This window comes from Kocuria atrinae (genome assembly GCF_039531425.1).
GTDB lineage: Bacteria > Actinomycetota > Actinomycetes > Actinomycetales > Micrococcaceae > Kocuria > Kocuria atrinae.
In genome coordinates this window covers 112,631-134,682 of record NZ_BAAAQA010000002.1, presented here as the reverse complement: position 1 = coordinate 134,682, position 22,052 = coordinate 112,631, and the positions used below count along the sequence as shown (strand labels likewise).

The following is a 22,052-nucleotide window of genomic DNA, read 5'->3' as shown; positions in this document are numbered from 1 at the left end:
ACACAGATGCACAAGGTCAAAGGTGTAGTGGTCAAGGCCAAGAACGAGCCGGCCACCGTAGAAACGATTCTGGTACCGGATCCGGGGCCCGGTGAGGCACTCGTGGACGTACTGACGTGCGGTGTGTGCCAGACGGACCTGCATTACAAGGTCGGTGGCGTAAGTGATGATTTCCCCTTCCTGCTCGGTCACGAGGCCGCCGGTGTGGTCAGCGCCGTGGGCGAGGGCGTGACCGAGGTCGAGGTGGGCGACCACGTAATCCTCAACTGGCGTGCGGTGTGCGGTGAATGCCGTGCGTGCCGCAAGGGTGAGCCGTGGTACTGCTTTGCCACGCATAATGCGACCCAGAAAATGACGCTGGAGGACGGCACCGAGTTGGAGCCTGCACTGGGCATTGGCGCGTTCGCCGAGAAGACCCTGGTGGCCGCGGGACAGTGCACGCGCATCGAGACCCCGCTCGAAGACGACCAGTACGCGGCCGTCGGGCTGCTGGGCTGCGGCGTGACGGCCGGCATCGGTGCCGCCATCAACACGGGCGCCGTCAAACGCGGTGAGTCCGTGGCCGTGATCGGTTGCGGTGGCGTGGGAACCGCGGCGATCGCCGGTGCGGCACTGGCGGGAGCCACCACCATCATCGCCGTGGACCTCGACAGCGAGAAGCTCGCAACCGCCCAGCGTCTGGGCGCCACCCACACGGTCAATTCCAACGACCGGAACCCGGTGGAAGCCATCCAGGAGCTCACGGGCGGCAACGGCGCGGACCTGGTGATCGATGCGGTAGGTATCGAACCCACTTTCAAGCAAGCATTCCAGGCGCGCGACCTGGCAGGACGTGTAGTCCTGGTGGGCGTGCCCGATCCCGGAACCCCCATCGAATTGCCTCTGGACGAGATCTTTTCCCGGGGTGGTTCGATCAAGTCCGCGTGGTACGGAGACACCCTGCCCTCGCGTGACTTCCCCATGCTCGTGGACCAGTACAAGCTGGGCCGTCTCGACCTCGATGCCTTCGTGACCGAGCGGATCGAGCTGGACAAGGTCGATGACGCATTCGAAACCATGAAGGCCGGTAAGGTCCTGCGATCCGTAGTGGAGATGCCCCGATGAGTGAACAGCCGACTACCATCCTGAGTGACCAGGAAACCGGCCTGCGGGTCGACAATTGCGTCACCTCCGGAACGTTCAGCCTGGACGGCGGCACGTGGGAGGTCGACAACAATGTGTGGATCATTGGAAACGGTGTGGAGTGCGCGGTCATCGACCCCGCTCATAATCCGCAGGCCGTAGTTGATGCCGTGGCCGGACGCACAATCACGCATGTGTTGCTGACCCACGGTCACGACGATCACATTGCCGCCGTGCGCGAATTCGTCGAGCTGGCCGACACCGACGCCGACATCTATTTGCACCCGGAGGATCTGGTCCTGTGGCGCAAGGTGTTCTCGGACGGCCCCGAGCCGCAGCCTCTTGAGGACAACCAGGAGATCGTCGCCGGAACCGCCGCGCTGACCGTGCTCCACACCCCCGGGCACTCCCCCGGCTCCGTGGTCTTCTACGGTTCCGAGGTGGGCGAGCACGGAGTGGTGTTCAGCGGTGACACCCTGTTCCAGGGTGGGCCTGGTGCCACGGGCCGGTCATACTCGGATTTCCCCACGATCATCGAGTCCATCCAGGAGCGCATCCTGGCCCTGCCGGGGGAAACCCAGGTGCTCACCGGTCACGGTGACTCCACCACGGTGGGCGATGAGAAGCCGCATCTGAGCGAATGGATCGCTCGCGGGCACTGAGTCTGCGGTGGCGCTCTATCTTTAAAAACCGCGCTGCGGCCAACTCTTGGCCGCGGCGCGGTTTCATGTCGAGTGGCGTCTCAATCAGGTGGCGTCTCAGGTGTGCAGGCTGGACAGCGGTGACCTGCGCCAGATGTACATGAACACCAGGGAACCAGCCAGGGGAATCAGGGCCATGGCAACCGGCACCAGTGCCGCAGAGATGTAGTCGTAACGGACCCCGAAATACGCGCTGAGCACCAGGCCCAGTGCCGTACCCGCCGAGGTGGCGGCCGTCATCCTGGAGACCAGCCCCATGTACATATCCTCGGGTGCCACGTAGGCCGCCAGACCGAATAAGCACAGCAGGCTCGGACCGATGCACAACCCGATCAGCGCGAGCACCACCGCGAAACCGAACGCCCCCGAGGGCGTGGAGAGCATCATGGACGCCAGCAAAGCCGCAGTGGAGTAGAGGATCCAGAGATTCCACGGCTTCACTCGGGTGCGCCACGATACCGTTACGACTGCCGCTACGGCGGAGGTCAGCCCCAGGAACGCATAGAGCGCGCCCACCGACGGCACGATATCCACCGACACGGCGAAAACCACCAAGCAACCTTGGATCGCTCCCAGCAGCGCACCGAGCCCACCGCAACCGACCACCAACATGGTGCGCAGCCGCTGAGCGGACCAGCGGCGGGCCTGGAGCAACCGCTCCGAACTGTCGCGCAATGAAACCGCGAGGACCGGCTGCTTGATTCTCGCGGACGGATGAGCCATGAAAATCACGACCATGACCACGGACAAAACGGCAGAGACTCTCAAGACCGTTTGCGGACCGGCGGTGGTGGCGACCAGTCCGGTAATGGCTGCGCCCGTCACCACTGACATGGCCTCGCTCACGGACTCAGTGCGCATGGCCGTGGGCATCAGGTCCGCCCGTTTACGGTGTTCCAAGAGTGAGTTCCACCTGATTCGACACACCAGGCCCTGCGGCGCCAAGGACATTCCCGCGAGGAAAAACGGAAGAAACATGCTCAGACTGCCCACACCCGTGGGAGCCGAGTCGATAGGTGCCAGCGGCAGGAACCACATGACCAGGCCCTGCACCAGGGCCAAAACCACCATGCCCCATTGCCGCCACGGAACGTTGACAAAAAAGGTCATGAGAATTCCGCACAGGGCGCTTCCCAGGCACACTGCCGCGGAACTCAGTGCGGCCGGCCATGGGGAAGCGGTCTGCGTGGCCACCCAGGTGATCACGCCCAGGGGCGCCAGCACCTGCGGTAACCGGAGTGCGAGGTTGATCCATGTCAGCCCGTAACCGCCCAACCCGTTCAGCACCTTGACGTCCCTGATCAGCTCCGGTGCTGATTTGGACGTGACGGGCGTGGGCGCTGGTACTGAAGAACTCACGCGATCAGCCTACGCGTTCGTTTCCAGACCGGTCACAACGCGCAAGTGTGACCCCTTGGGGGTCTTGGTCACGACCAGTTGCGTGCCGATGCGTTGTTTCATCTCGGCCACGTGTGACACCAATCCGATCACCCGTCCGTTCTGTCGTAGACCGTCGATCGTCTCGAGCACTTGTTCCAGGGTGTCCTCGTCCAGAGAACCGAAGCCTTCATCCACGAACAATGTGTCCATGTCCTGGCCACCGGCTGCCGCCCGTACGACATCTGCGAGTGCCAGGGCCAAGGCCAGCGACGTGAAGAAGGATTCCCCGCCCGACAGTGTTTCCGTGCCGCGTCTGTTTCCTGTCCAGGAGTCGTCGACTTCCAGGCCGAGCCCCGCTTTACCACTACCCCGTGCCTGATCGGTGTGGATCAGGCTGAAACGCCCCGATGACATCCGCTGGAGGTGTTCGGAAGCAACCGCGGCCACGTGTTCGAGTTTCGCGGCCAGGACGAACGAAGTCAGAGTCATTCGCAAACTGTTGTCAGCGGTCAACCCGTTTGCCACCGCAGAGAGGCCTGTGATTCGTTCGGACTTCTCTCGGGCACGGGCGAGCGACTCGTCTCGCTCTCCCCCGGTTCGGGACAAATCGTTGGCTGAGCGCTCCAACGTGGCAAGGGTTCCCGACGCCGCAGTGATGCGGTCCCGTTGCGCGGCCAAGTTCTCACCGACTTCTCTGGCCTCCGCAACGGATTCCGTGGTGGCCCCGGCGCGTTCCGTGGACGGCAACTGAGCTGTCGCCGTCATAACATCCGTAGCGAGTTCGGCCGTGACCTTGCCAAGCCGTTCTCGGTAGTCGATCAGCCATGTCTCGATCTGTTGCGCCTGAGTTTGTTCCAACCGTGCGGCACGGACCTCGTCGGAGTTGTCGAACGGCGAGTCCACGAGTTCTGCTTCCAAGGTGTTGCGCGCATACTCGAGTTCCTGATTCGCGTGATCCAAGCGCCGCTGGGCGACTTCCATGGTCGACACCGCGGTCACCAGGTCCTGGGCCGCACCGATACGCTGCCGGACCGATTCGAAGCCGAACAGTTCGCGGTTCAAACGTTCGCGTGCCTGGTCCAATTGCGTGGTCAACGCGGCATGACGTGTCTGGTCCCGTTCGGATTGCAGCTCGATCTGGCGCTGCGTTTCACGGCAGTCGTCGATCTTCCGATTCAGGTCCGCCAGCTCTTGTTCGGAGGTTTTGAGTTGCTCGAGGTGCTCGTCCAGTTCCTGGACAGCCACCTGGCTCGTGCTGGCGGTCTCCCGGGCGGCCGTCATGTCTTCAAGGGCGCCCGCTCCGAGTGCCTGAGCGGCGCTGTGCTGGGCCGCTTGCCACCGAGCGTGCGCCCGGTCCGCCTCCGACTGTGCCGAGTCCCGCATGGAACGCGCGCTGTTGAGCATCTCCTCCGTGACTTCCTGGCCCTGCTCCTGATCTGCGGGATCCGGGTGAACCGTGGATCCGCACACGGGACACGGTTCATCGCGGTGCAGCGCTGAAGCGAGGGCTGCCGCAGCAGAGGCAAAACGCTGAGTTTCCAGGTCCTCCACGTGCTGGGCCGCCGCGCGTCGTTTCTCCTCCGCGACGCGATACCGCTCGCCGTCGCCATCTCGCTGGCGTGCCAGCTCTTGATATTCTTCCGATGCCTTGAGTGCCTGCTGAGCCCGATCGTGACGATCCCTGATCATTCCCGCGTCACGGGTGGCGTCCCGAAGCTCCATGACGGCCCGCTCCGTGACCGCATGCTTCTCGACGGCACCGTCCAGTTCCTGGGCCAATTCACGCTGTCGCGAACCGCGTTGCGAGATGGCCTGGTCAACCTCGGTGAGATCGCGTTGCGCGGCGCTTACCGATGCATCAACGTCCATGGCCTGCTCGGCAGCCTGTCGAGCGCTGATGGCCGTGTCCCGTACTGCGGCCAGATCCTGGTTGCCCTCCAGCCATTCATCCAGCACGGTGGCCGAAGAGCCGAGGCTACCTCGGAATCGTTCCAGGTCGGGCGAGGCTTCAGAGAACACATCTCGCGCGGCCGCCATCGAGACCCGGGCCTCCTTCGACGCCGCTGTGGCAGTCTCGACCGCTGCAACGAATCCGGACATCTTTTGCGCCGACCGGTGCCGCTCCAATGCGGTTTCTCGCGAGGTCACGGTCTCCTGTTCTGAGTGGAGTTCCTCCAGATCAGCGCTCAAGCGGTCGTGGCGTTCGATGTTCTCAAGCCGCTGAGCCAATTCCCGCGCTCGTTCAGCGGCTCGTGTCTGTTGGCGGGAAACGGTGTCTCGTGCTGACCGCAGTTCGCGCGTGGCCGTGCTGAGTTGATCGCAAAGTTGGGCAACGGTGATTGGTTCGCGCGTCTCAGGGGTAGTCTCCGACGTGGTTTCTTGAGTCGCAGTTTCCCGAGAATCAACCGCTCCTGCGGATTCCTCACCCGGTTCACCTCCGAGGTCATCGGAGTGGGCGGAGCGCGCGTTCGGACGAGCCACCGTTCCGGACGGTAGCTGCTCGAGCAGTTCCCTGAATTGCGCGTCCAGCTGCGACACCCGTTGACGGTCGCGCTGCTCTTCGAGAAATAGGGCGTCCAGTTCAGCTTGGCTGCTCGTCGCGAGAGCCTTGAGTTCTTGTTGGATCCGGGGATAAATATCCGTTCCGAACAAGGTCTCGAGCAACTTTTCGCGGTCCTTGGAACCGGCCCGCAAGAACTCTGCGAATCGCCCTTGCGGCAGCATCATGACCTGGGTGAACTGCTCCCTGTTCAACCCGATCACGTGCTCAATGGTTTGACCCACTTCATCCGGTCGGTGGCTCCGTTCCCGCCACTGACCATCCACCCATTCACGCAACAACACCTTGGAATGTTGTTCGGACCAACCGGACGCCGCACGCTTGGAAGGTTTGCTCCAGGCTGGCGAGCGACTGATGTGCCAGCGCCGAGCACCCGATGTGAATTCCAGTTCGACCAGCGGCGCAGTATCCGGGTCTGCGTGATCACTGTGCCCCGGCTTTCGGCCGCCATTGGCCGTGGTCGTGGGCGCGGATGCGTAGAGGGCAAAACAAATCGCGTCCAGAACACTGGTTTTGCCGGCACCTGTCTCCCCGTTGAGAAGGAACACCCCGGCTTCATTGAGTTGGTCGAACTCCACGGCCTCGTGACCGGCGAAGGGACCGAACGCGGTGATCTCCAAGCGATGCAGTTTCATATGGGTGCCTCCCTATTCCGACCGGGAATCCAGCTGCGCCGCGCCCACTGCGATCTCGATATCCGCCCGTTCTTGCTCGGATACAGACCGCTGCCGAACGTGGTCGAAGAAGGAGGCGCACAGGGATTCCGGGGTCTCTGCGGTGCGCACGCGAGCGCTGTAGCTGAGCTGGGGTTGCGCGCGGCCGCCCTCCGGTTCCCAGCGAAGTTCCACGGTCTGCGGGAAACGAGTTCGAATCCGGTCCATGGCCGCCGCAGGTCGTTCAGGATCCGTGAGTACCACCTGGCACCAGGCGGTCTCGGCACCGGTGTGTTCGTCATCGCCAAGCAAGTCCTCCAAGGAACCCCGCAACTGGGCCAGGTGGAGCCCTGCGCTGTGATTGAGGGGCAGGATCTCCGGCGCCCCCGATCCCGCGAACTCCACTAGCCAGGCGCCCTTGGTTTGCCCGGTTTCCGAAAAGGAATAGGCCACGGGAGATCCGCTGTACCGCACGGCGCTCCGTATGGTCTGCCTCCGATGGATGTGGCCCAGGGCAGCATAGCTATGGGTGTCGAAAACATCCGCGCTGACGGTGCCCAAGCCCCCGGAATCAATAATGCGCTCTGAGTCCGTGGCCGCCGCGCCCGTCACGAAAGCGTGTGCCATGACCACACCTCGCGCGTCACCGCGCTGCGCGAGATCCTCCGCGGTCGATTGCGCCACGGTACCGAGAACGGCCTGGTGCGTGGCCGAGCAGCCCAACTGTGGTGCTACCGACCGAGGCTCCAGATAGGGGATGCCGTAAACCGCCACCGCGGCCCCCTCTGTGATGGACCGATCGGATGATCCCTGGAGGGCGGTGTCCGTGACCCGTACCCCGGAATCGCCCTCGCTGAAAAGAACGGGGCGGGATGCATGGTCAAGGCGGGTCCGCAAGAACACCCCGCCGTGGGCCATGATTTCCGCGCCGAACCCGAGCCGGGCCGCGGAATCATGGTTTCCACTGGTCATCACCACGTAGGCCCCCGCACGGCGAATCTTGGCCAACGTGGAGTTGAGCAGTTCCACGACTTCCGTACGCGGCTGTGCGCGGTCGTACACGTCACCGGAAATCAGAACCGCATCCACTCGATGCTCGGCCACCCAATCGACGATCTCGTCCATGGCCTTGGCCTGCACATCCAGAACGTCCACACCGTGAAAGGTGCGGCCCAGATGCCAATCGGACGTGTGTAGAAACCTCATGCTCGTCAATCTATCCGCCCCTGCTGACACGCATAGGACGCTCATCGCTCACATAGACTCGAGTCATGTCCGATTCCTCGCCCTCCCAGCTGCTCTCCCCCGATCACGGCATCTCGACAGCCGCGGAAACCTACCGAGACACTGTGAGGGCGGTGTTTGGAAGTCTGGACGTCGCGACACTGGCCGGGGGCGCGGGGCCAGGTGAAGCGGTGCAGTTGGCCGCTCGCGCCGCAGATGCCCTCAATGAAGTGGCCGAGTGGGCCAATGACGGACTTTCAGCCGACCCAACGGCGTGCGCGTGGCTTTCCTATCTCCGCTGGGCAAGGGCTTCCGGCGCCCGCCCTCCGGCGAATTCGCCTGTGCCTCCCACACGAGAATTCGACGACGATTTCCCTGTGCTGTCCAGTCAGGCAACTCCCACCGGCGACAGCTTCACGGCCCTCGCGACCGGTGAGTTCGGTGAAGTGGCCCGTCCGATCGATCCCGCGACCAACGGGCCCGAGGTCCTCACCCGCAGCATCCCGTACGGGTTGATTCCGAATTTCGGGTGGAAAGCGCTCGTGCCGATCGTTGTTGATTCTGCAGCTATCACCCATGGCGATCCGGAAGCTCAGACGGCCGCGGCCGCCACCGCTCTGGCCGTACACGCAAGTGCGCGAGCACGGGAAACCGCCTCCTCATTCCAGGACGTCCTCGCTGCCGTGATCGACGTCAGCACCGGGATGACCCGCCCGGCACCTCAAACCCACGCGCTGCTGCGCATGGTCCCACAGGTCACGGACCCGGCAGCCCTGGCATCGGACGACGGCGCATTCTCTCGTGCCGTGGCAGACGGCACCACCGCGTCGTCGGCGCTGGCCCTCGGGCTCGCCTCGGTGCTGGTCGCGCAAGCGCAGAACGACGGCCCCGAGGACTCGCAAGGCCTCATGTCGCGTGCGCTCAATATGGTCAAGACTCATTCCGCTGACTCCGCACCCGCACGATCCGTAGCCGCTGCGGTGATTGCCGCCCGCTGGGGAACATCGGCCCTCCCGTCCGGTGACACTGTTTTGCGTGGTGAACTCGAGACGTTGGCTCATCAGTGGCTCAAGCGCTGGTGCCCGTGACAGCTCAGTTCACGGGTCAGTCATGATCAGCGGGTCCTGCCTGCCTCCGGGTCCCACGCGGCCCTGCCTCGCAGAACTCCCGTGTGCGTGTCGAACGCTCAGAGGTTGGCGCTGAGAATCTTGGTGCCGTAGTGCGCGGCCAGCTCCTCCATGGATCCTGCCGCGCTGCGACGTGCAAGATCCATGACAATGCCGGCACACGCCTGTGCATCCGCCAACGCGTTGTGGTGATTCTCGAGTGAGACGCCCACGGCGTGGGACACGGCTGGCAACGAATACGAGCGCAGCTGGTAGGCCGCCCGGGACAACCGCAGGGTGCACGTATAGCGCCACGGACGAGCTGGTTCGCCGACCGCTTGATTGGCCGCCCGGATCACCCCGGTGTCAAAAATTGCGTTGTGCGCCACCAGGATCCCGTCCGGATCGTCAGCCTCGAGCCGATCGACCAGCCACCGCCAATACTGCCCGTAGGACGGCGCGTTGATCACATCCTGCGGGCGAATTCCGTGGATTCTGATGTTCCCCGGCTCGAAATGATCGTGGCCCGGCGGGGGCTTCAGGAGGGAGTATTGAGTGTCGGCCAGCTGGCCGTCCTCGATACGAACCACTCCCACCGCGCACGCGGAGGCGAAGCTACGGTTGGCTGTTTCGAAGTCTATTGCTGTGAAACTGACGGGCACGGTGACAGGCTACTGCTGGACTCAGACACGTTATGAGCGGACCGCGGGGTGCTGCCGCAAGCTGACATCCGGTGCAGCGGCGGTTCAGACGTGGACCGAAGCGTGAGCCTCGTACCAGTCGTCGGCTTTCTCGACCGCTTGGTTGATCTGAGCGATGTCGAGCTCGTGATGGATGGCGTAAGCCACCGCCTGGAGGGGGAAGATGCGGGAATGCAGCTGCGCCCGCTCGAAATCCTCCGGTGTGGTGGCGTGCCGGACACTGTCCCACCCGAACCACAGGCCCAAGGATGCCGTGTCATAGGCAGGATCGGAGAGACACGCGTGGTCCCAGTCGATGATGCCCACGAGACGATCGCCCTCCCACAGCATGTTGTTGCCCATGAGGTCACCGTGGACCAGCTTGGGTTCGACCGTTTCCAGCTCGACGAGGTCCTGTATCGCTTCCAATGCGCGCGGGCGATTGGCCGGAATCAGTCGCGGAATGACCTGGTCGATGAGCACGTGGCGGCGGCGGTGACCGCCCCAGTGCTGCCCCGGTCGATCAAGCCAGGGCACCGCTTCCGAGACCTCCGCCGAGCGCAACTGGTCGAGCACGCTCGCCAATATAGTGGTGGACACGGGCCCCGGATCACGCGTCGTCCCGGGTAGCCACGTCATCCCCACGGCCGTGTAGCGCCCCACGTTGAGCACCGGAGTCAATGGTCTTGGAACCTCGAAATCAAAGTCCGGGAGCAAGGACAACGCGCGCACACGCCGCCTGACATTTTCACCGGACGTGGGGTTCTTGGCGATGCGAACACTCATCACGTGTCCCGCGTTCACCACGATATGCGCGGAACCACCCGCGTGGACTTCCCATTCGGAACGGTCCACGCTCACCCCCGCCTGCGCCAACACCGCGTCAACAGCGTCAGCGAACGGAAGATGCCCGCATGCGAATCTCATGATTCAGTCCCCCGAGCCCGGCCGCGGTGGATCATCCACGGTCGGATCGTCCTGTTCTCCCAATGCCGCCACGAGGTGCGGCAACACAGCCTTCATAGCCCGCGCACGGTGGCTGACCCGGTTCTTCTCGTCCGGGGTCAGCTGGGCGCAGCTCAAACCGTCATAACCATCCGGAGCGAAGATCGGGTCGTAACCGAACCCGTTCTCACCCACCGGTTCCCGCAGGATCACCCCGGGGAACTCTCCCGACACCACGTGTTCCGCCCCGCCGGGGGTCACCACGGCGGCAGCGCACACGAAACGCGCGTTGCGGTGTTTGTCGGGGACATCTCCCAGTTGTGCCAGGAGCAAGTTCACATTGGCCGCGTCATCACCGTGCTGGCCGGACCAGCGCGCGGAGAAGATTCCGGGCGCGCCTCCCATGACGTCCACGGCCAGCCCTGAATCATCCGCGAGCGCGATCAGTCCCGATTCGCGGGCTGCAGCGCGCGCCTTGAGCAGCGCGTTCTCGGCAAAGCTCACGCCGTCTTCGACGACGTCGCCCAGTCCCGCCGAGCGGGCATCGACGACGGCCTTAGCGGCGTCGAGACGGGGCACTGCCGCGGCGACCATGGCTTGGAGTTCGCGAACCTTGCCCTGGTTCTTGGAGGCCAGGACTATCCTGGCGGGCTCTGGATCAGTGTCCACGGCCCGCCTCCAGCGTTTCCTGCTGAATGGTGGCCAACTGAGCGCATCCCGCGACCGCAAGGTCCAGCAGGACGTCCAGCTCACTCCGGTTGAACGGCGCGCCCTCGGCGGTGCCCTGCACCTCGACGAAGTCGCCCGAACCGGTAACCACCACGTTCATGTCGGTCTCCGCGCGGACGTCCTCCACGTATGGCAGGTCCAACATGGCCACGCCGTCAATGATGCCCACGGAGACAGCGGACACGGTATCCACGAGGGGCTTGACGTTGGGCTTGATCACGCCGTTTGCGTGGGCCCATGAAATCGCTTCTGCCAGAGCGACATACGCTCCGGTGATGGCCGCGGTGCGCGTACCGCCATCCGCCTGGAGCACATCGCAATCCAGGACCACGGTGTTCTCACCGAGAGCCTTGAGGTCGATGATGGACCGCAACGCGCGTCCGATCAGACGGGAAATCTCATGTGTGCGGCCGCCGATCTTGCCCTTCACGGACTCGCGGGCCGAACGTGTGGAGGTCGCGCGCGGCAACATGGCGTATTCGGCAGTGACCCAGCCACGCCCCTCGCCCTTGAGCCATCGCGGGACGCCTTCTGTCAGGGAGGCCGTGCACAGCACGCGGGTGCCGCCGAATTCAATGAGGGCCGAGCCCTCGGCCTGATCCGACCAACCGCGAGTAATGGTGATGGGGCGCAATTCGTCTACGGAACGACCGTCAGAACGCACAACACTCGACGAAGCCGAATCAGCAGCCGCCGTTTGAGGGGTGGATCGCTCTCCGACCAGTGTGGAATTTTCTTGTGACGGATCGGTAGGCGAAGTCATATCGCCAGCCTAGCCCGCTGTTGCGGGCCTTGCCAACGCACCCGAAATGGTGACATTGCTCGGAACCACCTTGTAGGTGTACCCCGGTTCCGCAATTCCGACCGGGCCGTTGAATGCTGCGGTTCCCTCTTGCCGAGCCTTGGTGGGGGAATTCCACACCGGCAAGTGAGTCAGCAACAGCTGATGGACGTTGGCCTGGGCCGCAGCCTGACCTGCTCGATAACCGGTCAGGTGGATCCCTCGCAGATGATCCTCACGACCCTCCTCGTACGCGGCCTCGCACAGGAAAAGATCCGCGTCACGCGCGGCTTCAACCAGGCCGTCGCAGGAATCAGTATCCCCGGAGTAGGTCAGCACAGATGGCCCCATCGGGCCGTCGAACTCTACGCGCAGGGCATAGGGCTCGGGACAGGGGTGCAATACCTCGAAGGGAGTCACGGTGAACGGCCCCACGGTGACCGGCTGGCGATCTTGCCACACGTTGAAAATGAATTCCGTGTCCATACTGTGGCCATCCGGCATCGCGTGCGAACGATTGAGGTAGCCGTGCAACTCGGAGGGCCCGTACAGCGGAATGCGCCCTGCGCCCCACCCCCGCGGATCCCACTTGACCGCCACGTGCAGGCCGGCAAGGTCCACGCAGTGATCCGGGTGCAGGTGAGAAACCATGACCGCGTCGATGTCTTCCAAGTGGAGCTGTCGCTGCAGCACGCCCAGCGAGCCATTGCCCATGTCCAGGATCACGCGCCACGTACGGCCCTCGTGGTCCTCACCGGTCAACAGGTAACACGACGCGGGAGAGTTGGGACCCGGGAAGCTGCCGGTGTTCCCAATGACGGTCAACATCATGACTGCGGGTGCCTTTCGTGGTTCCGACTCAGCGCTGAGCCGGGTGGATCATGGCCAGAGAACCCGTGGGGTACTGCTCGGCCACCGAGGATGTTTGACGAACGCGCAGGACCTCAGGTCCGAGGAACCTGCGGGCAAGGACTTCAAAGCTTTCGGGGTCACCCGTGGCCAGGAACTCGTGGTGCGGGGTGAGGCTGACGTCGCGCTCCAAGTTGTTGTCCATGAGAGCGCGGTAGACGTCACGCGCGGTCTCCTCCGCAGAGGACACCAGGTTCACGCTGTCCCCCATGACGTAGGAGATCACCGCGGTCAACAGCGGATAGTGGGTGCACCCCAGAACCAGGGTGTCCACACCCGCATCCTTGAGTGGTTCCAGGTAGCCCTGGGCCGCACGCAGCAGCTCAGGACCGGTGGTCACACCGCGTTCCACGTACTCGACGAATTCCGGACACGCCACGGAGGTGACGTCCAAGTGAGGTGCCGCGGCGAATGTGTCGTCGTAGGCGCGCGAGCCCACGGTCGCTTCCGTGCCGATGACACCAATTTTTCCATTGCGGGTGGTGGCTACCGCGCGCCGCACTGCCGGCTGAATCACCTCGACCACGGGAATGTTGTAGGCACGGGTGTACCGCTCGCGAGCGTCGCGCAGCACCGCTGCGGAAGCGGTATTGCAGGCAATCACCAAGAGCTTGACGCCGGAATCGACCAGGTCGTCCATGATGTCCATGGCCAGGGAACGCACTCGGGCAATGGGCAGCGGACCGTAGGGGCCGTGGGCGGTGTCACCCACGTACAGGATTTCCTCGTGCGGCAACTGGTCGATGATCGAACGAGCAACGGTCAGTCCGCCCACACCGGAGTCGAACACGCCAATGGGCGAGTTCGGGTTAGGGCCTGAAGTTTTCACGTGCTCATCCTGCATATCGAAAGACAGTAATGGTCCGCGCTGATTTTCCCTATCCGAGTTGCGGAGGAGCCGACACACTACAGGTGACACTTGTCGCCCACAGGTGCAATGCCGTGGCGAAAAACTGGGAAAATCAGCACAAAGTGCGCGTCCAAGGTACCGGACGCATCAGTACAAGTTGTCGAACAGTGCAACACATGGGAGACATCTCACAGTTCCGGCGGTGTCTCGATGACCGTCAGTCTGTAAACCTCAGAGAGTCTTGAGCAACGCATTCATGAGCGACTCTTGCAGCCACGACACAAAGTTGTAGACCACCGCCATGTAATCGTTGATGTCCTGGACTTCGCCGAAATCGACCTGCTCACCGATCCGCTCGGCGTCCTCAGTGGTCGTGATGTCCAGGCGTGATGCCAACACCAGCCGGATGTCGTTGAGCGACCGCGCGAAATCTTGCGCTTGCGCCACGGTCAGGGTTACGGGGTCGGACTCCAGCGCCAAGGACGATGCTTTGAGTGCCCCGATCTTTGCTTCGCGCAGCGACCGATCCGTGAGTCGCCGAAACTCCTCCGCTTGTTCGGGGTCCGACGACGCCGCGGGCAGCAAGCGTTTCAGCGCGGGGTCCGTGGGCTCACTGACTTCCTGGTCGATCCCCACCATGGCCGCCAGCGGATCCTCGTCTGGCCTGGCCTCAGGTTCGAGAGTTTCGGCCACGTCCGAGAACAGCTTCTGGAGCAGTTGCACTTCCGGTGCTTCGAATCGCCCGACGATACCTTTGCGAGTCTTCTTGAATCCGTGTGCCATCAGTTGTGATCCGCCCGCTCGTACGTTGCCCACAGCCCGTACCCGTGTAGGGCGCTGACGTGGGTCTCTGCTTCTTCGAGTGTTCCCGACGCGACGATGGACCGCCCGTTGTGATGAACCTCGAGCATGAGTTTGCGCGCCTTGGCGTCCGAATAACCGAAATAAGAGCGGAACACGTACACCACGTAACTCATCAGGTTGACGGGATCGTCCCACACGATCACGTTCCACGGAACGCTGAGCATCGTGTGGGTTTCAGGATCTTCGGTCAGAACCGGGGTCTCAGCGGGAGCCGCGCTCATGAGAACGGGCATGCATCGGGCATGCGCAGATAAGGGAGTGGAAATCATGATGTGCCCATCGTATCCGGCACCCGTGGATGTGCGCAGTGAGCCGATCCCATTAGGCTGGGGGCGTGAATGAGCGCAGCTACCCATGGGAACCCAGTCCAACCTCCCTCATGACGGACCACTACGAGCTCACCATGCTCCAAGCCGCGTTGCGAGCTGGCACGGCGTCGCGGCGCAGTGTGTTCGAGGTCTTCGCACGCCGCCTGCCCAACGGTCGCCGCTACGGCGTGTTCGCGGGTGTGGGTCGAGTACTGGAGGGACTCGAGAAGTTTCGCTTCGACGAGGACCAGTTGCGCTTCTTGCGGGATACCAACGTGGTGGATCAGAAGACCATCGAGTACCTGGAGAACTTCCGCTTCACGGGCCAAATCCGCGGTTACGCGGAGGGCGAGGTGTACTTCCCCCATTCGCCACTGCTCACCGTGGAATCTTCCTTCGCAGAGGCCTGCGTTCTCGAGACCTACATTCTGTCCGTGCTCAACTACGACTCCGCCGTGGCCTCCGCGGCGTCCCGCATGGTGGGCGCAGCAGGTGATCGCCCGTGCATCGAAATGGGATCCAGGCGAGCACACGATGAAGCCGCCGTGGCGGCCGCTCGCGCTGCGGTGATTTCGGGCTTCGCCTCGACCTCCAATTTGGAGGCCGGTTACCGGTACGGCGTGAAAACTGTGGGCACCGCAGCCCACTCCTTCACGTTGTTGCACGACACGGAAGAACAAGCTTTCAGAGCACAAATTGACGCGCTGGGTGTCGACACCACCCTCCTGGTGGACACCTACGACGTGGAGAACGCCGTGAAGCTAGCGGTGGACATCGCCGGGCCCGATCTGGGCGGGGTGCGCCTGGACTCCGGTGACCTGGTAACTCAGGCGGCCATGGTGCGTTCCCTGCTGGACAAGCTCGGCAATGCCAATACTCGCATCACCGTGACCAGTGACCTGGACGAATATGCAATTGCGGCCCTTCGCGCGGCCCCAGTGGACTCCTACGGTGTGGGCACGCGCTTGGTTACCGGTTCCGGGGCACCCACATCCTCCATGGTCTACAAGCTCGTGGCCAGAGAGGGCACCTCCGGAACCATGGAGCCCGTGGCGAAGGCATCATCCGGGAAAGCCTCCGTGGGCGGCGAAAAGTTCGCGCTGCGCCGTCGTAATAGCCAGGGAGTGGCCACCCAGGAAATCGTGGGGATCTCCCACGAACCCACCGACGACGGCGACGATCGCGAGCTGCTCATCGACTACGTCACCGGCGGCGAACTGCGCGACGGTTACGTGGGCGCCCAGGCCGTGGAACGTGCCCGCGAGCGTCACGCCCGGTCCGTGGCGGAATTGCCCCGTGCCGCGCGCCGCCTGTCCGAGGGCGAACCCGTGATCCCCACGGTCATCGAGCCCGGAACCGCACACTGATCAAGGAGGCACCCGTGCGCACAGCACTCATCATCGTTGACGTACAGAACGACTTCTGTGAGGGCGGCAGCCTGGCCGTGACCGGCGGCGCTGCGGTGGCCGCGCAGATCTCGGAATACTTGGACGACCATCACGCGGACTACCAAGTGGTGGCCGCAACTCAGGACTGGCACATCGATCCGGGGTCGCACTTCAGTGACAAACCGGACTTCGTGTCCAGCTGGCCGGTGCACTGCGTGGCTGAGACGAACGGCGCGGAGACCCACAAGGATTTCGACACCGACTACGTCACGGAATTCTTCCGCAAGGGCGCCTACGACGCCGCCTACTCCGGTTTCGAGGGCCTGTCCGCCCCGGACGTGGACGTTCCCATGGGCGAGGACCCAGAAGACGCGGAGGAAGAACGCATCAGCCTCGATGATTGGCTCCAGGAGAACGAGATCGAGGCCGTGGACGTCGTGGGGCTCGCCCTCGACTACTGCGTGCTCGCCACGGCCAAGGACGCCGTGGATGCCGGGTACGAAACTCGGGTGCTGTTGCCGCTGACGGCCCCGGTGGCCAAGGAGTCCGGAGAGCGTGCCACCGCAGAGCTCCCCGACGCCGGGGTCGCGGTGGTCGAGGAGCTTGATCGACCCGTGATCGGTTGACCCTTGATCGGAGGAACGGCCGATCCCCTCCTCCCACCGCATGACAGTGGCTCCGACCACGCAGGTTCGGAGCCATTGTCATGTGCGTCCGGTCCGGCCGCCGGAGAACCAGCGGGCGACTATTTCCGGCCGATGAACCACCTCTGCAACAGGGCCAGTCGCGCGGTGATCTGCTCTTCACTGGCCTGGGCTACCGCCGGGCCACCACACTTCTCACGCAGTTGATTGTGGATGATGCCGTGCGGTGTGCCCGTGCGCGCGGACCACGCGGAGACGTTCTTCGATAACTGAGAGCGCAATTCCTTCAACCGTCGGTGGTCGGGCACAGCGGGTGCGGGAGGTTCCGGATGTGAATCGCCCGAGCGCCGCTGGGCGTGCCTGGTCTGGCGCTCCCGCAACAGCGTGGACACCTGTTCCGCATCCAGCAAACCGGGGATGCCCAGGAAGTCGGCTTCCTCCTCAGAACCGACCGCCACGCCCCCGCCGAAGGCACCGCCGTCGAACAGCACACCGTGGAACGAGGCGTCAGAATCCAGGGCCTCGAAATTGCCCTGTGCGAGCGCACCGGAGGCTTTCTCTTCCCGGTTGGCTTCCTCCAAGAGGTCATCGTCCCAGCCACTCTCCATCGGCTGGTCGAAGTCCACCACACCGGGCATGTTCTTGGGTTTGTCGAGCGCGTGGTCGCGCTCCTCCTCCATTGAATTGGCCAGCCCCATGAGGGCGGGAACAGAGGGCAGGAACACGGATGCCGTTTCGCCGCGCTTCCGAGCACGCACGAAACGACCGACCGCCTGCGCGAAGAACAGCGGAGTGGAGGTCGATGTCGCGTACACACCGACTGCCAGGCGAGGAACGTCCACACCCTCGGACACCATGCGCACGGCCACCATCCAGCGCTCTTCCGATTCGGAGAACTCGTCGATCTTGCTCGAGGCCGTCTTGTCGTCGGAGAGCACCACGGTGGGACGGCGGCCCGTAATCAGCTTGAGCTGCTCGGCGTAGGCCTTGGCGTCCTGGTGGTCGGTTGCAATCACCAGACCACCGGCGTCCGGAACCGTGCGACGCACCTGGGTGAGCCGCTGATCCGCTGCGTGTAGAACCGACGGGATCCAGTGGCCGTTGGGGTCCAGCGCGGTCCGCCAAGCCTGGGACGTGATGTCCTTGGTGAAACCCTCCCCCAGCTGAGCGGCCATTTCCTCACCGGCGGAGGTGCGCCACCGCATCTGGCCCGAGTAGGCCATGAAGATCACCGGACGGACCACGTGGTCTTTGAGGGCGTCCCCGTAACCGTAGGTGTAGTCCGCGGTGGAACGACGGATCCCGTCCCGATCCTCCTGGTACGTGACGAACGGGATGGGCGAGGTGTCCGAGCGGAACGGCGTACCGGTCAACGCCAAACGGCGTGCTGCGGGTTCGAAGGCTTCCCGCAGCCCATCGCCCCACGACAGCGCGTCACCGGCGTGGTGGATCTCATCCATGATGACCAGCGTTCGCCCGGCTTCGGTGCGTGCCCGATGCAACAGTGGTTTATTGGCGACCTGGGCGTAGGTCACGGCAGCCCCCATGTAGGCGAAGCCGTGGCTGCCGTCTGCATTTTTGAAATTGGGGTCCAGTGCGAGTCCCACGCGCGCGGCGGCGTCGGCCCACTGGCGCTTGAGGTGCTCGGTGGGGGTGACCACGGTGATGCGTTGGATCTTGCCGGAATCGTGTAGCTTCTTGGCCACCGTCAGCGCGAAAGTAGTCTTACCGGCGCCCGGCGTTGCTACGGCCATGAAATCCCGGGGTTGAGTTTCTTCGTAGCGGCGAATGGCCTCCGCCTGCCACGCACGCAGCTTGGGCGCCGTGCCCCATGCCGCACGATCCGGGTACGCCGGGGGCAGGTCCGCCGCCGCCCCGAACAGGTCTAGTTGATCGCCTTCAGACACGTAGTGCTCGTCCTCTCCGCGCACGTGCCGAACGGACCATGTCACGAACGACATCGCGTGGTCCCGCACAGCACAAGGCGCCCGCGAGCGCGGGCGCCGCCGGTCACGGGGCTGGTGAGCCCGCGTGACGAATTCTGTGGTTAATGCTTAGTTATCGTTGTCCGAGTCGTCCTTGCCCGGGCGAAGACCCTGATAGATCTCCTTGCACGCGGGGCAGACGGGGAACTTCTGGGGATCGCGGCCGGGCAACCAGACCTTGCCGCACAGGGCGATCACCGGTTCGCCAGACAGCGCAGATTCCATGATCTTCTCTTTGCGCACGTAGTGGGAGAACCGTTCGTGATCGCCGGGTTCCTGCAGCTGCCGCGTTTCTTCACGCTCGATGGTGGAAGTGCCCCCCACGGTGTCCGGCTTACGACCGAACAGTCCGTTGGTGACCGTGGAGAGGTGCTCGACGGTGGTTCCAGTGCTCAACGATGCTGCAGTGTTCTCCATGGCCGACAGTCTACCCCCGGCCCCGGACACGACTCAGCGCCCAGGCGCTGAAAGAACTCTGGGCGCTGAGGGCCCGATGCGCGGGCCGGTCGCTCCACCCCGCGCTCCGCGCAGTTTCCGGGAACCCGGACAGTCGATTCACCGACCGTCAGCGGTACTGGGCCACTTCCTGCAACAATTCCGGGGCTCGTCGCTCCAGCCATTTGCCGCCCACCACGATACCGAGCCACAGAATGACCAGACCTTCCACGATGCCCACCGCCAGGGCAATCCAACCCCACATCATGTCTCCTGAGACCACCTGGACGATGATCAGGATCAACTGCGGCAACCCCATGACGAACACAACGGCCATGATCACGAACTGCAGCAGCATGTTCAAAATGGTGAACCCCTGCGGAGTCTTCATGGGTGATGCTCCCGGGGGCGCCACTGGGAAGGTGTAACGAGCAGATAGCACCGAGGCGACGCCGGTACCCGCCAACAGAAGTGCGGCGCACAAACCGATGACCCCGGGCAGCAAATGCCAGTCCTGCGTACGCACGATGGCTAAAGCCAAGCCGAACAGCACCAGGGGAATCGTCACGATGATCAACCCAATGGCCCTGCCCAGGCGGTCGTCCCGGCCGCTCACACCGGACAGGATGTGCAGTGAGAACGCGGTGTTGTCGTACGCCACGTCCGCGGCAATCGTGTAAGCCATGAACAACGCGATCACGGCTGGGTAAGCCCACATCAGACCCGTACCGGACTGCTCGCTCAAGAACCAGATCAGCACGCCCATGGCCGGATATATAACCAGCGAGGCCGTGTAGCGCGGATCCTTCACCCAGTAAATGAGGGATCGGGCGAGCACCGCTCCCCACGCAGTGGCCGGCAGCCGGTCCAATAGGCCCGCTCCGGAAACCGTCTTGGAACCGGAACGCGCGGCGCCACCGGTAGCCTCGGACAGTGCCCTACGCAAGGCGAATCGCCAGACGAACAGCAGCACCACGATGGACACCACGGTGATGGCCAACCGAGCGAGAGCCTCGAGCCACTGACCCTGAGCGGCGTCGGCGGGCATCGCCCAGACCGCGCCCAAGGGGGTCCATGCGAGGTAGGAGGCCCACGTGGGCAACTGCTCCCAGACCTGCTCCAGGCCCTGCCCCAGACCAATGAAGATCGGGCCCAGCAGCATCATCAGGACGAGGAAGATGATCGAGGCGATTTCACCCACGCGGCGGTGTTTACTGAGACTCGCGGACAGCGCGGTGACCGTGCGGGAACCGGTGAACGCTAGGAGAAGACCCAGGAGGACGCTCGGAACGGCGACGGCAAGCGCCACGGCGGAGAATCTCCAGGACGTCACCCAGCCCAAGGCCAGAAGCAGTGTTGCGGCACCGGGAATACTGATCACCGCACCCAGGATCTGCCCGAGCTGTATCCCTGGGATCCGCAAGGGGAACAATGCCAGTCGGGACGGGTCCAAGCTGGCGTCTGCCTTGGACGTCACGATGGGGAACAGCCACCACGCGAGAATGACCACGGCTCCGCCCAGCACTGCGGTCGTGACAATGGCCTCAAGCGATTCGTTGGCAAGGAAGAAGAGGCCAACCGCGATCATTCCGCCCATGAACAGGATGTACAGACCGCCCAGGATGGTGCCCACCAGGATCCACGTGCTGCGTGTCAGGGTGTTGACGAGCAGCTTCCACTTGAGCGAGCCCAGGCGCAACCCCTCGGTCAGTGGGCCCACGGGTCGGGCGTGGCTCGCGGACGCCGATGGGCCCGAAGGGCGGAGCGTCTCGGGATCGGCCACGCCGTCCCGTTCAGGTTCTTGCCCGGCCCAGGGCGCACCCGTGTGGTCCGAGGTACTCGCTGAATTCACTCGGGTCGAAGCCAAGACAAACCCTCCCCCGCGTCCGTGCGGCCGCCCACGAGATCGACGAAGCGATCCTCGAGGGACATGTCTCCGCGTACCTGGTCGACTGTGCCCTGCGCCAGCACGCGGCCGTTGTCCATGACCGCCACGTGATCGCACATGCGCTGGACCAGGTCCATCACGTGACTCGAGACCACCACGGTGCCGCCGGCCTGCGTGTACTGATGTAGGATGGCGCGGATATTGGCGGCGGAGACCGGGTCCACCGATTCGAAGGGTTCGTCCAGCACGAGCAATGCCGGTGCGTGAATCATGGCCGCCGCGAGCGCGATCTTCTTGGTCATACCGGCCGAGTAGTCCTGGACCTGTTTGCCCGCAGCGTCCTGGAGGTCCATCGCCTGGATGAGGTCTTCGGTGCGATCCTTGACCAGTTCGCGGTCCATACCGCGCAGCAAGCCCGAGTAGGTCACCAGCTGTCGCCCGGTCAGCCGGTCGAACAGGTGAGTTCCGTCCGGCAGCACACCCATGCGCCGCTTCGCTGCCACGGAGTCCGCCCAGACGTCCACCGGCTGGTCCTGGCTGCCGCCACCGATCCACACCTTGCCTGCGGTGGGCCGCAAGAGCCCCGTTGCCATGGACAATGTGGTGGTCTTGCCCGCACCGTTGCGTCCCACCAACCCGTAGAAAGAGCCGCGAGGAATGTGGAGGTTGACCCGATCCGCGGCCGGTCGTGTCCCGGGGCCGGGGTGGCCGTACACCTTGGTCAGGTCCTGGATCATGAGCGCTGGGTGGGAAGTCGGTGATTGCGGAGGTCGCTCCGCGGGCCTGGAACTGTGCGCGTGGATGCTCATGTCCTCAGCCTATGAACTGCACGTGTGACACACATCCCCCGCCGGTGTGATTTCACGGCGTGCCATGTCATCCCCTGGCCTGATTGAGCGT

At 63.9% G+C, this 22,052-nt stretch carries 20 protein-coding genes; 5 read left to right on the top strand and 15 right to left on the bottom strand.

Annotated features, from left to right (window positions below):
• The first annotated feature begins 6 nt into the window (after window positions 1–6).
• On the top strand, window positions 7–1,104 hold the full coding sequence (locus ABD283_RS01215) for an S-(hydroxymethyl)mycothiol dehydrogenase (RefSeq protein WP_344223362.1): 1,098 nt from the start codon (window positions 7–9) through the stop codon (window positions 1,102–1,104).
• The gene (locus tag ABD283_RS01210; protein WP_344223244.1) at window positions 1,101–1,784 is read left to right on the top strand and encodes an MBL fold metallo-hydrolase; all 684 of its coding nucleotides are present in this window, start codon (window positions 1,101–1,103) and stop codon (window positions 1,782–1,784) included. The genes ABD283_RS01215 and ABD283_RS01210 overlap by 4 nt, the downstream gene beginning before the upstream one ends.
• Before the next feature lie 96 nt (window positions 1,785–1,880).
• Here ABD283_RS01210 and ABD283_RS01205 read toward each other — a convergent pair whose 3' ends face one another.
• Genes ABD283_RS01205 through ABD283_RS01195 form a run of 3 tightly spaced genes read right to left on the bottom strand, consistent with a single transcriptional unit; the run spans window position 1,881 to window position 7,622 of the window.
• Window positions 1,881–3,182, bottom strand: coding sequence for an MFS transporter (locus ABD283_RS01205; protein ID WP_344223243.1), 1,302 nt, complete (start codon window positions 3,180–3,182; stop codon window positions 1,881–1,883).
• Between the two features lie 9 nt (window positions 3,183–3,191).
• Complete coding sequence (locus ABD283_RS01200) at window positions 3,192–6,398, bottom strand: AAA family ATPase (protein ID WP_344223242.1); 3,207 nt, start codon at window positions 6,396–6,398, stop codon at window positions 3,192–3,194.
• Between the two features lie 12 nt (window positions 6,399–6,410).
• Window positions 6,411–7,622, bottom strand: coding sequence for an exonuclease SbcCD subunit D (locus ABD283_RS01195; RefSeq protein ID WP_344223241.1), 1,212 nt, complete (start codon window positions 7,620–7,622; stop codon window positions 6,411–6,413).
• A 65-nt stretch (window positions 7,623–7,687) separates the two neighbouring features.
• Between ABD283_RS01195 and ABD283_RS01190 the strand changes: the two genes are divergently transcribed.
• Window positions 7,688–8,728 carry an ADP-ribosylglycohydrolase family protein gene (locus ABD283_RS01190; protein WP_344223240.1) on the top strand — a complete coding sequence of 347 codons (1,041 nt, stop codon included), beginning with the start codon at window positions 7,688–7,690 and terminating at the stop codon, window positions 8,726–8,728.
• Window positions 8,729–8,826: 98 nt separating this feature from the next.
• Here the strand turns inward: ABD283_RS01190 and ABD283_RS01185 are convergent, their stop codons facing one another.
• From ABD283_RS01185 to clpS, 8 genes are all read right to left on the bottom strand, one after another.
• Window positions 8,827–9,408 carry a 3'-5' exonuclease gene (locus ABD283_RS01185; protein WP_344223238.1) on the bottom strand — a complete coding sequence of 194 codons (582 nt, stop codon included), beginning with the start codon at window positions 9,406–9,408 and terminating at the stop codon, window positions 8,827–8,829.
• An 84-nt stretch (window positions 9,409–9,492) separates the two neighbouring features.
• Complete coding sequence (locus tag ABD283_RS01180) at window positions 9,493–10,353, bottom strand: phosphotransferase family protein (RefSeq protein ID WP_344223237.1); 861 nt, start codon at window positions 10,351–10,353, stop codon at window positions 9,493–9,495.
• 3 nt (window positions 10,354–10,356) lie between these two features.
• Entirely contained in the window at window positions 10,357–11,040 is a 684-nt protein-coding gene (rdgB, locus tag ABD283_RS01175) for an RdgB/HAM1 family non-canonical purine NTP pyrophosphatase (protein WP_344223236.1), read from the bottom strand.
• Window positions 11,030–11,863, bottom strand: a complete 834-nt coding sequence (rph, locus tag ABD283_RS01170) for a ribonuclease PH (RefSeq protein ID WP_344223235.1) — start codon at window positions 11,861–11,863, stop codon at window positions 11,030–11,032. Before rph ends, rdgB begins: the two co-directional genes overlap by 11 nt.
• A 9-nt stretch (window positions 11,864–11,872) precedes the next feature.
• On the bottom strand, window positions 11,873–12,712 hold the full coding sequence (locus tag ABD283_RS01165) for an MBL fold metallo-hydrolase (RefSeq protein WP_344223234.1): 840 nt from the start codon (window positions 12,710–12,712) through the stop codon (window positions 11,873–11,875).
• A gap of 28 nt (window positions 12,713–12,740) precedes the next feature.
• On the bottom strand, window positions 12,741–13,634 hold the full coding sequence (murI, locus tag ABD283_RS01160; RefSeq protein ID WP_344223233.1) for a glutamate racemase: 894 nt from the start codon (window positions 13,632–13,634) through the stop codon (window positions 12,741–12,743).
• A gap of 237 nt (window positions 13,635–13,871) precedes the next feature.
• Entirely contained in the window at window positions 13,872–14,423 is a 552-nt protein-coding gene (locus ABD283_RS01155) for a DUF2017 domain-containing protein (protein ID WP_344223232.1), read from the bottom strand.
• Window positions 14,423–14,725 (bottom strand): ATP-dependent Clp protease adapter ClpS, encoded by a 303-nt coding sequence (gene clpS / locus ABD283_RS01150; RefSeq protein WP_425552784.1) that lies wholly within the window; start codon window positions 14,723–14,725, stop codon window positions 14,423–14,425. Before clpS ends, ABD283_RS01155 begins: the two co-directional genes overlap by 1 nt.
• 113 nt (window positions 14,726–14,838) lie before the next feature.
• Here clpS and ABD283_RS01145 point away from each other — a divergent pair, with 113 nt between their 5' ends.
• Both ABD283_RS01145 and ABD283_RS01140 read left to right on the top strand, forming a co-directional pair.
• The gene (locus ABD283_RS01145; RefSeq protein WP_344223229.1) at window positions 14,839–16,179 is read left to right on the top strand and encodes a nicotinate phosphoribosyltransferase; all 1,341 of its coding nucleotides are present in this window, start codon (window positions 14,839–14,841) and stop codon (window positions 16,177–16,179) included.
• A gap of 14 nt (window positions 16,180–16,193) precedes the next feature.
• Window positions 16,194–16,826, top strand: coding sequence for an isochorismatase family protein (locus ABD283_RS01140; protein WP_344223228.1), 633 nt, complete (start codon window positions 16,194–16,196; stop codon window positions 16,824–16,826).
• A gap of 119 nt (window positions 16,827–16,945) precedes the next feature.
• On the opposite strand, the gene ABD283_RS01135 is transcribed toward ABD283_RS01140, so the two are convergent.
• From ABD283_RS01135 to ABD283_RS01120, 4 genes are all read right to left on the bottom strand, one after another.
• Window positions 16,946–18,805, bottom strand: coding sequence for a DEAD/DEAH box helicase (locus ABD283_RS01135; protein WP_344223227.1), 1,860 nt, complete (start codon window positions 18,803–18,805; stop codon window positions 16,946–16,948).
• Window positions 18,806–18,898: 93 nt separating this feature from the next.
• Window positions 18,899–19,246: a DUF3039 domain-containing protein gene (locus ABD283_RS01130; protein ID WP_344223226.1), complete on the bottom strand. Its 348-nt coding sequence runs from the start codon at window positions 19,244–19,246 to the stop codon at window positions 18,899–18,901.
• 148 nt (window positions 19,247–19,394) lie between these two features.
• Window positions 19,395–21,131: a hypothetical protein gene (locus tag ABD283_RS01125; RefSeq protein ID WP_344223225.1), complete on the bottom strand. Its 1,737-nt coding sequence runs from the start codon at window positions 21,129–21,131 to the stop codon at window positions 19,395–19,397.
• A complete protein-coding gene (locus ABD283_RS01120; RefSeq protein ID WP_425552781.1) occupies window positions 21,113–21,961 on the bottom strand; it encodes an ABC transporter ATP-binding protein in 849 nt (282 codons plus the stop codon). Before ABD283_RS01120 ends, ABD283_RS01125 begins: the two co-directional genes overlap by 19 nt.
• Window positions 21,962–22,052: the final 91 nt, after the last annotated feature.

Coding starts and splice junctions, on each gene's coding strand:
- ABD283_RS01215 (WP_344223362.1), top strand. CDS start 7: ATGCACAAGGTCAAAGGTGTAGTGGTCAAGGCCAAGAACGAGCCGGCC.
- ABD283_RS01210 (WP_344223244.1), top strand. CDS start 1,101: ATGAGTGAACAGCCGACTACCATCCTGAGTGACCAGGAAACCGGCCTG.
- ABD283_RS01200 (WP_344223242.1), bottom strand. CDS start 6,398: ATGAAACTGCATCGCTTGGAGATCACCGCGTTCGGTCCCTTCGCCGGT.
- ABD283_RS01195 (WP_344223241.1), bottom strand. CDS start 7,622: ATGAGGTTTCTACACACGTCCGATTGGCATCTGGGCCGCACCTTTCAC.
- ABD283_RS01190 (WP_344223240.1), top strand. CDS start 7,688: ATGTCCGATTCCTCGCCCTCCCAGCTGCTCTCCCCCGATCACGGCATC.
- ABD283_RS01180 (WP_344223237.1), bottom strand. CDS start 10,353: ATGAGATTCGCATGCGGGCATCTTCCGTTCGCTGACGCTGTTGACGCG.
- rph (WP_344223235.1), bottom strand. CDS start 11,863: ATGACTTCGCCTACCGATCCGTCACAAGAAAATTCCACACTGGTCGGA.
- ABD283_RS01165 (WP_344223234.1), bottom strand. CDS start 12,712: ATGATGTTGACCGTCATTGGGAACACCGGCAGCTTCCCGGGTCCCAAC.
- murI (WP_344223233.1), bottom strand. CDS start 13,634: ATGCAGGATGAGCACGTGAAAACTTCAGGCCCTAACCCGAACTCGCCC.
- ABD283_RS01155 (WP_344223232.1), bottom strand. CDS start 14,423: ATGGCACACGGATTCAAGAAGACTCGCAAAGGTATCGTCGGGCGATTC.
- clpS (WP_425552784.1), bottom strand. CDS start 14,725: ATGAGCGCGGCTCCCGCTGAGACCCCGGTTCTGACCGAAGATCCTGAA.
- ABD283_RS01135 (WP_344223227.1), bottom strand. CDS start 18,805: ATGTCGTTCGTGACATGGTCCGTTCGGCACGTGCGCGGAGAGGACGAG.
- ABD283_RS01130 (WP_344223226.1), bottom strand. CDS start 19,246: ATGGAGAACACTGCAGCATCGTTGAGCACTGGAACCACCGTCGAGCAC.
- ABD283_RS01120 (WP_425552781.1), bottom strand. CDS start 21,961: ATGAGCATCCACGCGCACAGTTCCAGGCCCGCGGAGCGACCTCCGCAA.